Raw genomic sequence first — 15,081 nt, forward strand, 5'->3', positions numbered from 1 at the left:
TTGATTTCCAATGACTTACAACTTCAATACCCGCCCAACTGGCGAACTCGGGCTAGGTGACCTTGGCTAATTGGCCTCATTGGCTCTTCAGTAACTGGTCAAAGGGGATCAGGAAGTCGAAATAGCCTTCTGACATTATCGCCTTGTCGAGGGTCCCTTCGTATACCAGGGCCGTGCGGATAGAGATGCGGCGGTCTGATGGCAGACGTAAAACTTTTTCCCGGACCTCTTCTACAACGGACAGCGGAATGGATTTGCGGAGTTTGATTTCCACGATATAAAGGGAATGCTTGGTGCGTATTAGCAGGTCAATTTGACAGCCCTTTTTGCGGGCCGTTGGGCGCTGACTGTATGGTGCTGCAGCCAGTAAGGGAGTTCGCTCCAAACCCATGAGTTTGCTCAGCGCTGTCACGTTATTTACTACGAGGTTCTCGAATTGAAGTCCCAGAATGGTGTCCCATTCGGGCAGTTGGTCGAGCGGTAACCCGCGCAGTAACCCCTTTTCGATGGCATCGCGTCGGGGAGCGACGTAACGCAGGTAGAAACGTGCATAGTTGTCACGTAAGCGGTACTTCTCGGTGCGGGTAGGGCGTATCGTTTTCGGGTTAAACACGCGGTCACGCGCGAGAAACCCGCCTTGTACCAGGTCTTCAAGGTGCTCACTCAGGTGCCCGCTGCGCTCCTTGCCAAGTGCCGTACTGATTTCCGAGACCGTTCTGCTGCCGTGCGCTAGGGATTCGAGGACGGACTTATAACCTTCCGCACGTTTTCCGAAAACATCATTGAATATCTGGTCGAACTCCCTGAACAAAAATCCTTCCCTCTGAAAACAGAGCCGCCGGATATTTTCGTCCGCCGAAAGCGCCGGATCCAACTCCTCTAGGTATTTCGGAACGCCGCCCGTAACGGACAAGACGGCTAGTTTTTCGTAGGAACTGGTGCGGTCGCCAACTTTCCCCCAGAACCTGTTGCAGTCGCACGGCGGCAACTCATCCAACAGGACGTCCCATGAATCCCGCCCCACGAATCCTGTATTGTTCAGGATGTTCTTCGTAATCCAGGCCGATACCGAACCGCACAGCACAAGTATGAGCTTGGGGTGCTGCTTGAAAACGCTGTCCCAGGCCATCTTGAGGTGGCCGGGAAAGTCCGGGTCGGAACCACCTAGCCAAGAGATCTCATCGAGCAGGATAACCGTCCACTCGGTGCGGATGGCGCTGGACAGCAACTGGAATGCCTGTGGCCAGTTAGTAAGCTCAACCTCCGGTAGGTCGGTCTGCCGGGCAAGCTGTCGGCTGAATGCTTGCAGTTGATCGTGGTTCGTGAGGCCGGGCCGCGGCGGTAGCCCCTCGATGACAAGAAATCGGTCCGCTTTCTTGGCGAACTCGCGGATTAGTGTGCTTTTTCCGATGCGGCGGCGTCCCCGGCATGTGACTAGTGACGGCGTTTTCTTGCGCAATAGTGCCGTGAGATCTTTCAGTTGTTCTTTTCGTCCAGTAAACATTATCGCTCCTCCTGTTCATCTTTCCAGTACTGATCATGGCGGGACATTCTGGGCACGAAACGCGCATAATGTCAAGTTAGTGCCAGATTCAGATTAGAATAAGTGGGCACGAAACGCGCAGCATGCGATGTTTGTGCCTTCATAAATGGAGGCTTTTTGGGCACGAAATGCGCAAGTTAAGCCGACTTTGCAATATTTTCCTGCGCCACGCGGTCTTTAACCCATTTCCTGGCCTGCTCGATCAAGGCGCCGATGTGCTGGGTCTGGGAAAGATCGTCTCGGAAGACAGTATCCGTCGCGCCTTTAAACGCGGGACGCCAGAGCAGTGGGATCGTTGGCTTACCACCCAGGAGCGCGCCGTGTATGAACCGCTAATGGGAATGTCAAGCAAGGATGTGACCCCTAAATCCTCGCCTAAGGAGCCCTCCAGGAACAGTCCCTATTCCCGGAGCCTATCTCGTGCACAACCAATAAACTGAGGGTTGTGCAAGATGTCAGGCGTTGGCTTTCGCGGGCTCTTTTGGTAGCAGATCTTTAAACTGTGAGATTATAACGTCGCCTTCAGGGAAGGATGCAATCATTCGCAGTTCTCCCCCCATAGCCGAAAGAAACCGATTTAAAATCGCTTTCTATTTCATCCTAATATGATACCCCTATCGGAATATTTTGAATTTAAGAAAGGATCATCCTTATGGGCGTGGATACTAAAAAGATTCCTGAACCAGCTCCTCGAATTAAGCGTTTTGAATCGCTGGCATACGGGATGTTCGTGCATTGGGGGTTATACTCGCAGTTAGGGCAGGGGGAGTGGATTCAGCACTTGAAGCCCATCCCTCAAACAGATTATGACGAACTGAAGAATGCCTTCTCTGCCACTGATTTCGATGCCCGCGCCTTGGCCCGGTTTGCGCGTGCAGCAGGGATGCGCTACATCACCCTCACGACACGACACCATGAGGGGTTTTCTCTTTATGACACTCGGGGTTTGTCCGACTTTGATGCTCCCCATTCTCCCGCGGCCCGTGATCTGGTGGCCGAATTTGTGGAAGGCTGCCGGGCAGAAGGGATTGTTCCCTTTCTTTACCACACGACGCTTGACTGGCGTTGGAAGTCCCACACCTGTGATGCCCGGGCATTTGCGAAATATCTCGATTATTTGCATGCTTCGGTAGAGGTGCTGTGCCGGCACTACGGGCCCATCGGTGGTTTGTGGTTTGACGGGAATTGGTCGCGGAAGGATGTTGATTGGAAAGTGGATCGGCTCTATCGGATGATCCGCAAATACCAGCCTGAAGCGATGATCATAGACAACACCGGTTTGGAGGCGAGGGGAGTGGTCGGCCATCCGGAAGTTGACAGCGTGACGTATGAGCAGGGCTTGCCCAAGCCGGTCGACCGCCGGGGCGCTCCAAAATATATCGCTGGCGAAATGTGTCAAACCATGAACGCCCACTGGGGCATCGGGGGGCGGGATTTTAGTTATCTTTCAATAGGCCAGATTATCGAGAACCTTTGCCTGTCCCGCAAGGCCGGCGCCAATTACCTGCTGAATATCGGCCCGACCGCTCAGGGCGGGTTGCCGGATCTGGAAAGCGCGCTATTGCGCAAAGTGGGTCAGTGGATCGCCTTGCATGAAGTTCCGATTCGCTCAGGCAAGCCGGTTGATTGCACTTGCTCAGGACGCGACTTTGTCCTGCAAGCCGGCAGGAAGCTCTACTACTTCGCTTTCGACCTTGGTATTGCGGGACATGGTGATGTCACGGTGGGGGTAAGCGGTCCGGGGCTGCGGACGATTTCGGGACTCAGGCGCCCGCTCCGGTCGGTCCGCTGGCTCGACAATGATGAGCGTCTTGTGATGACGCATGACCCGAAAGCGGGTATCACGGTCTTGAAATGCACCAGTTATCCTTATGGTAGCCGGTTGGTTGTACGAATTGCGGAACTGGAATGAACCAGCTGACGGCGGGTTACTAACTCCCCTTGACGGCCAGTCCCTGGCCCTCCCAGTGCATTTCTATTTGCATGGTGGCGGGGTAGTCGGGGAGACCGCGTTCGCAGGTGCGCAATAACGAGTCCAACCAGTCAACTGCGCGCCGACCGATCTCGTCGGGCGATACCAGAAATCCCGGATACTTCGGTTCATGACTGGTTTTCCAAAGTGCGACAAAGCCGTCGGGTTGGTCGATTCCCCGCCAGCCCGTATCGCGGAGCAGCCACCAGAAAATGTCGTTGAATCCCAGCATGCAATCGGGCTGGTGCTGATCGGCCCATTTCTTGCCTATGGCCACGGCGGCAAGCCGTTCCTCCTGGGAATGCCAGGGGTTAAGCGCTAAAACAGGAACACGGTGCTTGGCAGGCACGTCTCTTTGCCGGTCTCCGAACGCGGACCGGCGGTCGTGGAAATCGAGCGCCCATGGCATGTCGTAAATCGCCATGCCGATGCGTTTGAAGCCCCGTGCGACGGCGTAGTCCCATGCGCCCTGGACGGCACGAAAGTGATTGGGCATCACTAAATGAACGGGCGGACGAAATGTTCCCTCGCTAATGGCTACCGTCGAAAAATACGACCAATTGAAAGATTCGCAAAATCCCGGAGTGAAGATCTGGGCCACGAGAACCCCGGTAATGCCCCGATGATAAAGAATGTCTGAAAGCCGTTGCGCGTTTTCATAGTCGTGGATGTTGAACGCTTCCAACTTGAAGCCGAGACGGGTCGCCTGCTCCATCAGGCCATTCTCGCCTTCGGCATCTTGGGTGTCCTTGATCAAGGCCAGCGTGGACATGGCGCGGTGCCCGCGCCAGCGGGAGGCGGCGACCGACGACAGCACGGGATCAGGCTGGTAGCCCATCTTCTTTGCCGCCCGCTGGATGGTTACGCAGGTTTTCTTAGGCAGCCGCGGGTGGTTTCGCAGGGCCAGGGAGACCGTGGCGGTCGAGAATCCGGTCTGTCTCGCCACATCGCGCAAGGTGATACGAATCGTCATGATGGGTGCAGAATAGCCGATTTCAGTTAACGGTTAAACATAATTATCGCACCACTCTACCGCGCAGAGAGAGTATTATTAAGGCGCGATAGGTTAAGGGATGTCGAATGCGGGCGGCAAACAGGTAAAAGCGAGGGACACATGAATAAGAAGCAAATGGGGTGGGGGATTGGTCTTCTAGTGGCAATGATCATCGTCGGGTCCGGGCCGGCCATGGCGCAGACGCTTTATTGGGGTGGCGGCACGAACGATATCAGTAACGGTACGGCTTTGCCTCAATCGGACGCCGGCCTTTCTGGCACCTGGACCGGCAGCACCAAAAACTGGGCCACCAACTCGAGCGGTACCGCCTACACCAATTCCATCAGCGGAGCATCGATCAACCTTGTCGGTTTGAATACGAGTGCCAGTGCCACGATTACCGTTCAGGGCAGTCCCACAATTTCAAGTATCATGGCTAATCTTGATCTCACTTCTGGTTATTGGCCTACCTATACCATGACCGCGACAAGCCCTCAGGTTCTGACCCTTGCGGGGGCTAACGTTTTTATCAATTCGGTTGCTTTTCACGAAGCTACGCGTGAAATGCTTTTCTTTCCCAATGTTCAACTTGCGGGCACGGCGACGCTTAATGCTCTGGGTTATGGAATGATAGAAATCCAATCAGCGAGTGATGCCTACAGCGGATCGGTCAATGTTGGCAATTACGGGTCAGGCTATGGTTTCCGGATAAACAATGGCAGTATGCATTCAGTGCCCGCCTTCAATGTAAGTACTTATGAATTAGGTCCGGCACGTCCTGCGGCCACCCCGGTTCTGCGAGTGGAAAACAGCACTGCAGGCGTCATCAACCAGCTTGCAGATAACGCCATCATTTCGATGAACCAGGGAATCTTCCAGTATATTGGCAGGGGCAACAACGGTGGTGCGATTTCGCAGGAGACCATCGGTAAGATTACAGTCAATGGATTTGGCAGGCTTGACCTGGGTAGTATCAATTCAGGCAGTTCGGCGAATCCAAAGTTGGTGTTGTCCGATGCCACGGCGGGTCTCGATCGGGGAACAGCCGGGCGGGGAGCGTTGGTTGTTTCGACTTCCAGTGGATCGCCGCTGACCGATATCGTCGTTTCGAATGGTGTTCCCATTGGGACATTACTCCCTTGGATCATGACGGACAACGCCCAGTTCATGCAATTGAACGCATCCATGGTGCTCGTCACAGTCCCCGCGACGATCGCCCCGTCGGATATCACCACTTGGTTGCCAAGCAGCGATTATCAAGTGACCGCTGCGTTGGCCAACACCCTCGCGGGTGATCTCGCGATCAATTCCCTTGGCTTTAAAGCCTCGGCTACCCTGACCAATGCGGCCAATGGCACGCTGACCATCGCTTCAGGAGGGGTGGCCGTTGAGAATAGTACGGTAACCATCATGAATGGCCGGCTCACATCCGGCACCGACCAACTCTATCTGTTGAACGGCAATACGCCTTGGTACAACCTAACCCTGAACTGCGAACTCACGGGTAATATGGATGTGATTCAGAGTGGCGATTCCCTTGTCTACTTCGGAGGAGCCAGTAACAATACCTATACCGGCACCACGTACGTCAGCGGCGCCAATGGCCTTTACCTGAATAAGTCCGGTAGTGCCGTCGCGATTCCTGGCGATGTGGTTGTCGAGAATGGCAGCAAGCTGACTTGCAACGGGAGTATACCTCTTGCCGGTAACTGCAACGCGACCCTCAAGAAAGGATCCTATCTAACAATTAACGACGCTGTCACCGTGTCGCACGCAGGTGTCATGACGATCAGCGGCGGGCGCTTGCGTGGGGGCAATGTCACCACCTACAAGAACACACATGTCGGCACGGGGATTCAGTTTAACGGAGGATGGATCTGCCACATAAGTGGGGGGAATGGCACCTTCAGCCTTGACACCGATGTCGGCTATGCCTCGGCTTCCGTCGACCAGGCGCGATGGGAACGCTATAGTACGGGGAGCATGCCGATCAACCTGGACGGCGGCAACCGAACCTTCAGTATCGCCAAGTCCGTCAATCTCGCCACTGGGACGCCCGAGATGGTGGTGGATCTGGTTGTTGCAAACGGGACTGGCGGGGCGGGAAGCATCACCAAGAACGGTGCGGGGGTGTTGCAATTCACGACTAGCAACACCTATACGGGTGGAACCACCGTCAACAATGGCACGTTGCAAGTTTCTGCCATTACCGCTACCGCTCAGAGTGGTCTGAAAGCCACGGTGAACAATAACGGAGGGAATAGCTACAACGTGACGTTTCTGGAACCCATTGCTCATGGTTTTGTGATAGGGCAACCCATTTCAAGTGCGATGCTTGGTGCCGGCAGCGCTATCCAGAAAATCAACAACGATTATGAGATCAGCGTGACAGTGGGAGGCAACACGACTGCGCTGGCTACCGACATCGCCGTGAGCGCGGTTGCCCGTTCCGGCAATCTGGGAACAGGGGCGGTGGTGGTGACCAATACCGGCACCCTGTTGCTGGATGCCGGTATCGTGGTCTCCAACACCATCACGGCCAGTTCCGGCGGCACCCTGGTGGTCAATGGCACGATTGTCGGCAAGACGAGCGTTACGAACAGCGGTTCGTTGCGCGGAACCGGAACCATCAACGGGGCACTGGACCTGACGGGTGGAGCCCTGGTGGCGAACCTGCTGAGCGACACGACCTGCGACCAGCTTACCGTTGGGCTTGGATCCAACGTCACGCTCTCGGCTTCCACCATGGTAACGGTGACCAATTTCCCCGGCACCTTCACACCGCGGGCCGGGAATAGTTGGACGCTTCTGCAATGCACGGGCGGGGGAACGATTTCTGGCACGTTGCCGGCAGTCGGGAACGGGTATTCGCTGCAGACGGCGTCGGGAAACACTCAGTTGAATCTGGTATTCCCCCGTCGGGCATTGATCATGTACATCCAGTAAGGTGCAGCGAACAACTTGTGGGGGGGTGTTATGAGTAAAATGGCATTATTTTCTCTGATCGCGGGGGTGGCGGTGGCGTCATCCGGTGCCGTGCCAAATTTATACGAAACGTTCGATTCACTCTATGACAATGGCTTTACTTTCCCCACCGCATCCTCCACCAATGGGTGGCAGGCCGCGTCCGCGTCGTCGTCGGTGACCAATGGGGGGGCGGTATCGGCGCCAAATGCGGCCCTTCTCGCTGGTGCGGTCGCCCTGACCAACGCCCAGGCCGGTTCCGTCGGACTCAGGGTCTGGACGGATTACCAGGTGAATCCTGCGCTGGGAGTGGAACCCCTGAACCTGCCGACCAATGCCGCCAGTTTCCTGTGCTATTTCAGCAGCAATGGCTGGCTGATGGTGGCGACACCGTCCGGCTGCCAGGCGTATACCAATGACATCTGGGGGAGCCGCGTTCCGCCCGCTACCAATGGTTATGCGCGAGTGTCGATCTTTCAGGACTATTCAACCTCGAAACAGGCGGTGCTTCTGAATGCCCAACTGGTGGCGCAGGATTTGCCGTTTGTGGGGAGCGCGAGCAATTACAACCAGTTGGTGTTCCGGAACAGCGATTCCAATTCCTGGCTGGATAATGTCTGGATCAAGACCAATATCGGGCCGACCGACCTGGTGGGAGACCGCAATGGTGATGAGACGAATGACGCGGTCGAACTCCAGCTTTACGGCTATGCCAGCCGGACACAATACGTCGGTGGGGCAGGATATCCCAACTACCCTGCGATCCAGGCAGCCGTAAACGCCTGGCGGGCACGGGACGCTTTATATGTTTCAGCCGGTTCCTATTCAGGTGATGTGATAGTCACGAATGTAATTCCCTTCACCGGCGGCGCGTTCACCAACAGCGGCACGCTTACCCTCCGCACGGGTTCCGGTATGGTTTTCCAGAATCCGATGAACTGGGGGACCGTGAATGTTGACACGAACTCGTTCGCCACATTTGATGGGGCGTTGGTTTGCAGCAATTTGATTGTCCGGTCGGGCGCGACGGTGGTGATGCAGTCGCTGACCTGCAGCAATCTGACGGTGGAGGCGGGGGCGCACTTCACCTGTAATGGCGCTTTCCAGTGTTCGGGATCCTGTCTGTTCAATTCCGGCACGGTGGTGGTTTTTTCAGGAATGGTGGCCTGCGGCGGCTCGTTCACGGTGGTCAGCGGGGCTTCCGTCAACCTGGTGCAAGGGGCGACGCTGGGGGCATTGGTGGACAACGGGTCGGTGACGGTCGGCGCGGGTCAGACGCTGGCGGTGACGACGGCTTCGGTGTCGGGGGGAGTCCAGGTGACGGGTTCAGGGACGATTTCGGTAGGCGGCACGTTGAGCGTGACGGGGAGCGGATTGCTGACCTTTACCAGCAGCAGGCTCGTTGTCATTCCCCGCGGAGTGGATATGACGGGCACTTTCACGGTGGATAATACGTGGGGGACGGCGGCGACTATGAATCTGCCGTTTACGGATGATTTTGAGTCCTATGCGAATAATACGACCCTTACGACGCTCGGTTTCCGGGGGTGGAATGCTTCGGCAGGAACAGTGAAGGTGCAGACCTCGGTCAAGCATGGCGGAAACAACGCTCTGGTGGTGCCAGGTAGCACGGTGGTCTCAAATCGTGTTGACTCAGGTGCCGCGACGCGGATCTGGACGGATTATTATGTCCAGCCTACGATCGGATTGTTACCGGATTCTCTGCCAACGAACACCGCCAGCTTCTTAGCCTATGTGAATACTAACGGTTATCTGGTGGTAGAGGTGGCCGGAGGTGGATGGGTTGTCTGTTCCAATAAATACGACAATACTCCGGTGACGCCGATTTCAACGGGCGCCTTCACGCGAATCACGATTTGCCAGGAACTGGTCCATCACACCTTTGCCGTTTTCGTGGCGGGCGATCTGGTGGCGCAGGGGTTGGTCTCGCCCGTCAGCCTGAACCGATATTCGGGATTTGTTGCGGATAATAAGGATGATTCGTCATATATTGATAACGTCTCCATCACGACAACCGTACCGTCAGAGGGGACTTCGGACATGAACCACAATAGTGTCCCGGATGCCATTGAGATTCATGTAAGCGATACGGCCACTTTCCCGCCGGGCGGAAGTCTCTTTAAAATCCGGTAGGGATGCTAAACTCTTTTCTGTCATGTAAGTATAAGGAAATCCGATGAAAATTAAAACCATTGCATTGCTAACCATACTTCTTGCTTTATCCCAGGCATCCAAATGTGCGGGGCAGGTTCTCCCGCCTGCTAAAAGCCGCCTCGGGATGAACCTTGCCGGCCCATGCGACTGGACCACCGAATATGTCTTTGTCGACGTGTTCCGCATGTCGCGTCAGTGGATTAGCCAGAAACAGGGGGCCAACTGGGGAAAAGGCCCGGAGCTGGACCGGGACGAGAACGGCTGGATCAACAAGCTTGAAGATAGCTGCTGGGCCGAAACGCCGATCCTCACCAGTAACAATGGCCACGCCCCGTCAGGTCAATATGTCTGCCTCTACGAGGGCCAGGGTGAAATTGATTTCACCCACAACAGCACCGTTGTTTCCCGCGAACCCGGTCGTATCGTTGTAAATATTGACACGCAGAAGGGCGGCACTTTCCTCGCGCTACGGTCAACCAACCCCACCAACCACGTCAGAAATATAAGGGTCATTATGCCCGGTTTCGAGCAGTCATACAAACGTGATCCCTACTACCCGCCGTTCCTCCGTCGCTGGCAGGAGTTCAATACGTTCCGCTTTATGGAATGGATGGAAACCAATGGCTCGAAGCAGAAGGAATGGAGCGATCGGGCAACCCCTTCATATTGCAATTACACCGAACGCGGTATGCCTGTGGAGGTCATGGTTGACCTGTGCAACCGGCTGAAGATCAACCCCTGGTTCTGCCTGCCGCATGGTGCCTCGGACGATTATGTTGCCAATCTCGCAACACTCGTGAAGAAACGGCTCGATCCGACCCTGAAGGTCTATATCGAGTACTCCAATGAGGTATGGAACGGGATGTTCGAACAGCATCGCTATGCCGAGAACAAGGGGCAGGCTCTTAAGCTCGGCCCCAAAGAGCGCCCGTGGGAAGGTGTGGCCATGTACTATGGAAAGCGTTCCCAGGAAATCTTCAAGATCTGGGAGGGCGTCTTCAACGGGCATGAGCGGCTCTACCGGGTGATCGCCTGGCAGGCCGCAGGCGGCGAATACTGGAGCGACGCGATGTTGCTTGGAAACAATGACACCGGAAAACATGCGGACGTTCTGGCCATCGCGCCGTATATCACCCTATGCATCGGGCCGACCACCCAGCCGACCTCCGACGACGTTTCAAAGTGGACCGTTGACCGGGTGCTCGATTTCGTCGAAACCAATGCCATGCCGGAAAGCATCAAGTGGATCAACACCCAGAAAAAGGTGGCGAACAAGTATGGACTCAAGCTGGCCTGTTATGAGGCAGGCCAGCACCTCGTCGGAGTCGGGGGTGGCGAAAACAACGAGGCGATGACCAGTCTCTTCCATGCCGCCAACCGTCATCCACGCATGGGCGCTATTTACCGGAAATATCTGGACGCCTGGCGTGATGCCGGTGGCGACCTCATGTGTATCTACGCTTCGACAGGCGTTTGGAGCAAGTGGGGAAGCTTTAGCCTGACGGAATACCTCGACGAGACCGAAAGGGATCAACCTAAATTCAAGGCTGTCATGGAGTGGAACCACGGCAATCCCAGGAGCGGGTTGGAATAACCGGAGTATCTATGTTGGCATCATTAAGCACATTACGTAGGGCGAAAACCTCGCGATGTTCATCCTGGGATCGCAGCGGGAGAAATGACGACTGGTGGCGTATCGCCGCCGGAGAAACCCGGGTTTTGGCCGATATCAAAGGGCCTGGCCGCATCACCCACATCTGGATGACGCAAAACAAGAACTACCGCGAATGCCTGGTGAAGATTACGTTTGATAACGCGTCGGCGCCCTCGGTTCTGGTCCCGCTCGGCGACTTCTTCGGGCTCGGCCATGGTCTCGTCAACAGTTACCAGTCCCTTCTCTTCAGCGCCTCGGCCAATACCCATGCCCACAACATCTTCAACGACGGGTGCGCCTTGAACTGCTACGCGCCCATGCCTTTCCGGGAGCGCGCGGTCGTCGAACTGGTCAATGAAACCGATGCGGACCATAATCAGTATTTCTATATTGACTACGAGACCACAGATTCCGTGCCAGGCGACGATATGGGTTACTTTCATGCGGAATTCCGCCGGGCGAACCCCTTCGGTGGCTGGGGCCATGAAATTACGGTCAACACCCCGGAATGCAATATCGCAAACAAGGAGCGTCTGGCCTGGGATAACAACTACGTCATCCTGGAAACCAGGGGGCGCGGACACTATATCGGCTGCAACCTCAGCGTCACCAACCTGCAGGGCTCCTGGTGGGGCGAAGGCGACGACATGATCTGGGTTGACGGCTATAAGTGGCCGCCGGACCTCCATGGAACCGGAAGCGAAGATTATCTCAATCAAGCTTGGGGGATGCAACCGAACGCCTTCTTGCGCAATGGCTCGTCGATCTTTGAAAACAACACCAAAGTCAGGGCAGGCTCCTCGTTGAACCCCAGTGCCGCCAGCGATGGTGGCTATCAAACCAGCTATGTGCATCATCTGGAAAATCCGGTCCATTTCACCGAGGAAATCAAAGTCACCATCGAGCACGGACATGGAAATCATCTCAGGAACGAGATGGCCAGCGTGGCCTATTGGTATGCGGACCGGCCCTGTGCGGCCTGTCCTGTTCCGCCACTGGTGAAGCGTCTGCCAATCCTGCGCGACGAGGACGGTAAATGGATTGTCGATGACAAACGACAGACCGGTTCCCGGGACATCGTCCTGAACGACGAGATGAAGGCAGGCAAGGTGCGATGGGCGGACAATGAGTGCAACCCGCGCAAATTCGAGGAAGAGTTCGATCCCGTTCCCCTTTCCGGCTGGGAATGGGCCGGTCCATTCAGTGTCAAGAAAAGCGTGGATGTGCTTGCGCCAGACCTCAGCAGCGTTTTCAAACCCGAGGAAGGCCTCGCGGAAAACGGACGAGCCTATTCTGAGCCGGGTCTTTGGAAGCCGTGCGGCGAAATGGAGAATGGTATTTTCGACTTCGCCAAGTGGAATGGCTCATTCACGCCCTGCATCTGTTATGCCCGCCTAAAGCTGGCGAGCAAGGGCGATGCCGCTGTGCCGATGGGCTTGCGGGTGGACTACTTCGCGAGACTTTGGATTAACGGCAAAGAGATCGAGCTGAAGCGTATCAATGGGGCTCCATCATCGCCGATTCGTTTCCCCGCAATATTGAAAGACGGCGAGAATGAAGTTCTTATCAAAGTCCATCCCGGGGGACTTGGTCACGCCTTCGTCGTGAATATTGGAAAAAAGTGATGACCGGTGCGGAGTTTATTGACGGCGGAGTACATTACTGGATAAGCCATGATTAAAGCCCTCGACGAACTCGAACCGAACAAGGCGGTGGCCCTCACCCCCCCCGGCAGTGGCGGAGTCGATCCGAGCGTTCGGAAGGTGATTCTGATTTGCAAGAATCACCTCGATCTCGGGTTCACCGAGTCGGTGGCGAAGGTCACCCACGACGCGATCAATTGGATGTTGCCGGTTGCGATTGGGCAGTCGGAGATCCTGCGCAAGGAGGGCCTGAATTTCGTCTGGACCGTGCCTGCCTGGACGGCATTCCGGGCCTTGGAGCTTCATGCCGGAAATAGTCTAAAGCAAATTGAACAAGCGATGGAACGGGGTGATGTGGCCTGGCATGCGTTGCCATTCACCATGCATTGTGAACTGCTCGACCCCGAACTCTTCAATGCGGGTCTCGCGCTGGCGCGCCGGTTGGATCAGCGCTTCGGGAAGACAACCATTGCCGCAAAAGCCACCGACGTCCCCGGCAATACCCGGGGGATCGTGCCACTGCTGGCAGCGGCCGGAGTGCGCCTGCTTCACATCGGCGTCAACCACATGAGCGCGGTGCCGGATGTCCCGCCTGTGTTTCGTTGGCGGGACCGGGCGACCGGTTCGGAGGTCACCACTATTTACTGCCGGGGTTACGGAGCGGATCACCGTATTGATGGCGCTGATACCGTGCTGGCGTTTCGGATGGTGGGCGATAACTGCGAGGTACCGTCCCTGGACGATATCCGCGCCTGGTTCGACGCGGCACGCCGGAAGTGGCCCCATGCGAACATTGCCTTCGGGCGCCTGGATGAATTTGCCGAAGCCATCGAACCGCTTACCGGCTCGTTTCCGGTAGTCGATCAAGAGATCGGCGATACCTGGATCCATGGCGGGGGCACAGATCCCTGGAAACTTTCCCGCTATCGCGCGCTGCTGCGGCTCCACAAGGAGTGGCTGCGCAGCGAACGACTGTTGCCTGCTCGCCAGGATTACGTCACATTTACCACGCAGTTGCTCTGCGTTCCAGAGCACACCTGGGGGGTTTCCATTACGCCGCATCTGTTGGGGGACCTGGATCATTACCGGAACGCGGACTTCGATCGGGTGCGGCACCGGGGCACATTCCGAATGGCGGAAGCCTCATGGCAGGAGCAGCGTGATTACATTGAGCGAGCCGTGGAGGCGCTGGCGGATCGGACGTTGGCGGAGGAGGCGGAGGCGAGTTTTCGCGAGTTGATTCCGGTTCGTCCGGATCTCCAAGGGTTTCAGCCGCTCGACCCGGATGCGCCGCTGGAAGCGGGTCCTTGGAGACTGCGGTTCGCCGCGGGCGGTATTTCATCTCTGGTTGACTCGGAGACCGGGCGGGAATGGGTCACTGGGGGAGGGGTGCTGGGGAGGTTCGGCTATCAAACGCGATCCGTGACGGAGATGCGCGCTTTCGTGGAGTCTTATACCAACGGGGCAAGCTGGGCCGGTGCGGATTTCGGAAAACCCGGTATGCCGGAAGATGCCATTGGTAAATGGTGGGATTCGGCGGTGGTGTCGGTTCTGGTTGCCCGCGAAGCCGATTGCACCAGGGTGATTGCTCAACTCGCTCCGGCCGCCCAGGCGCATCTTGAATATGGGGCACCGCGCGAGGTATGGCTGGAATGGACCTTTTCGCATACCAATCATCATATCGAGCTGAGGGTGACGTGGTTCGGCAAGACGGCCACGCGTTTGCCCGAGAGCGCCTGGTGTGCCTTTCCTCTCGCTGTGCCAGATCCCTCCGGATGGCGATTGCATAAGCTCGGACGCGAAATTGCTCCAGGCGAGGTCGTTTCCAAGGGCGCTCGCCTGCTGCACGCGATCCAGGACGGAGTCGTTTGGAGGGGTACAAACGGCCAGTCGGTTTGGATCGAATCCAAAGATGCCTGCCTGGTTGCGCCGGGGCAACCTTCGCTCGGCCTTTTCGATGATCGCTTCAAGGATTTGGCAGGAGGGATGCACTTCAATCTTCATAATAACTTCTGGGGAACAAACTTCCCCGCCTGGTATGATGACGATGCGGTATTTCGGTTTGCCCTCGTTTTCTCTGAATAATCAAAATTCCGGATAATAGGGGTTATTCGTAAACTCAGCGACATTTGGCCT

General features: G+C 56.2%; 8 protein-coding genes. 6 read left to right on the forward strand and 2 right to left on the reverse strand.

Annotated elements, in window-relative coordinates; genetic code table 11:
• Positions 1-76: 76 nt before the first annotated feature.
• Complete coding sequence (locus tag WCS52_14030) at positions 77-1,504, reverse strand: ATP-binding protein (protein MEI6168296.1); 1,428 nt, start codon at positions 1,502-1,504, stop codon at positions 77-79.
• A 697-nt stretch (positions 1,505-2,201) separates the two neighbouring features.
• Between WCS52_14030 and WCS52_14035 the strand changes: the two genes are divergently transcribed.
• Positions 2,202-3,455 (forward strand): alpha-L-fucosidase, encoded by a 1,254-nt coding sequence (locus tag WCS52_14035; GenBank protein MEI6168297.1) that lies wholly within the window; start codon positions 2,202-2,204, stop codon positions 3,453-3,455.
• A 19-nt stretch (positions 3,456-3,474) separates the two neighbouring features.
• Here WCS52_14035 and WCS52_14040 read toward each other — a convergent pair whose 3' ends face one another.
• Entirely contained in the window at positions 3,475-4,488 is a 1,014-nt protein-coding gene (locus tag WCS52_14040; GenBank protein ID MEI6168298.1) for a LacI family DNA-binding transcriptional regulator, read from the reverse strand.
• 141 nt (positions 4,489-4,629) lie between these two features.
• Here WCS52_14040 and WCS52_14045 point away from each other — a divergent pair, with 141 nt between their 5' ends.
• The 5 genes from WCS52_14045 to WCS52_14065 are packed head-to-tail and all read left to right on the forward strand — an operon-like array spanning position 4,630 to position 15,030.
• Positions 4,630-7,455 carry an autotransporter-associated beta strand repeat-containing protein gene (locus WCS52_14045; protein MEI6168299.1) on the forward strand — a complete coding sequence of 942 codons (2,826 nt, stop codon included), beginning with the start codon at positions 4,630-4,632 and terminating at the stop codon, positions 7,453-7,455.
• A gap of 39 nt (positions 7,456-7,494) precedes the next feature.
• On the forward strand, positions 7,495-9,627 hold the full coding sequence (locus WCS52_14050; protein MEI6168300.1) for a hypothetical protein: 2,133 nt from the start codon (positions 7,495-7,497) through the stop codon (positions 9,625-9,627).
• 43 nt (positions 9,628-9,670) lie between these two features.
• Positions 9,671-11,242 (forward strand): hypothetical protein, encoded by a 1,572-nt coding sequence (locus WCS52_14055; protein MEI6168301.1) that lies wholly within the window; start codon positions 9,671-9,673, stop codon positions 11,240-11,242.
• 11 nt (positions 11,243-11,253) lie between these two features.
• A complete protein-coding gene (locus WCS52_14060; protein ID MEI6168302.1) occupies positions 11,254-12,927 on the forward strand; it encodes a glycoside hydrolase family 172 protein in 1,674 nt (557 codons plus the stop codon).
• Between the two features lie 48 nt (positions 12,928-12,975).
• Positions 12,976-15,030, forward strand: a complete 2,055-nt coding sequence (locus tag WCS52_14065) for a DUF5054 domain-containing protein (protein ID MEI6168303.1) — start codon at positions 12,976-12,978, stop codon at positions 15,028-15,030.
• Positions 15,031-15,081 lie beyond the last annotated feature (51 nt).

This window comes from bacterium (assembly GCA_037128595.1).
Taxonomy (GTDB): Bacteria; Verrucomicrobiota; Kiritimatiellia; order CAIKKV01; family CAITUY01; genus JAABPW01.

Excerpts from the sequence above, each read along its gene's own strand:
- WCS52_14030 (MEI6168296.1), bottom strand. The coding sequence starts at position 1,504 with ATGTTTACTGGACGAAAAGAACAACTGAAAGATCTCACGGCACTATTG.
- WCS52_14040 (MEI6168298.1), bottom strand. The coding sequence starts at position 4,488 with ATGACGATTCGTATCACCTTGCGCGATGTGGCGAGACAGACCGGATTC.
- WCS52_14045 (MEI6168299.1), top strand. The coding sequence starts at position 4,630 with ATGAATAAGAAGCAAATGGGGTGGGGGATTGGTCTTCTAGTGGCAATG.
- WCS52_14050 (MEI6168300.1), top strand. The coding sequence starts at position 7,495 with ATGGCATTATTTTCTCTGATCGCGGGGGTGGCGGTGGCGTCATCCGGT.
- WCS52_14055 (MEI6168301.1), top strand. The coding sequence starts at position 9,671 with ATGAAAATTAAAACCATTGCATTGCTAACCATACTTCTTGCTTTATCC.
- WCS52_14060 (MEI6168302.1), top strand. The coding sequence starts at position 11,254 with ATGTTGGCATCATTAAGCACATTACGTAGGGCGAAAACCTCGCGATGT.
- WCS52_14065 (MEI6168303.1), top strand. The coding sequence starts at position 12,976 with ATGATTAAAGCCCTCGACGAACTCGAACCGAACAAGGCGGTGGCCCTC.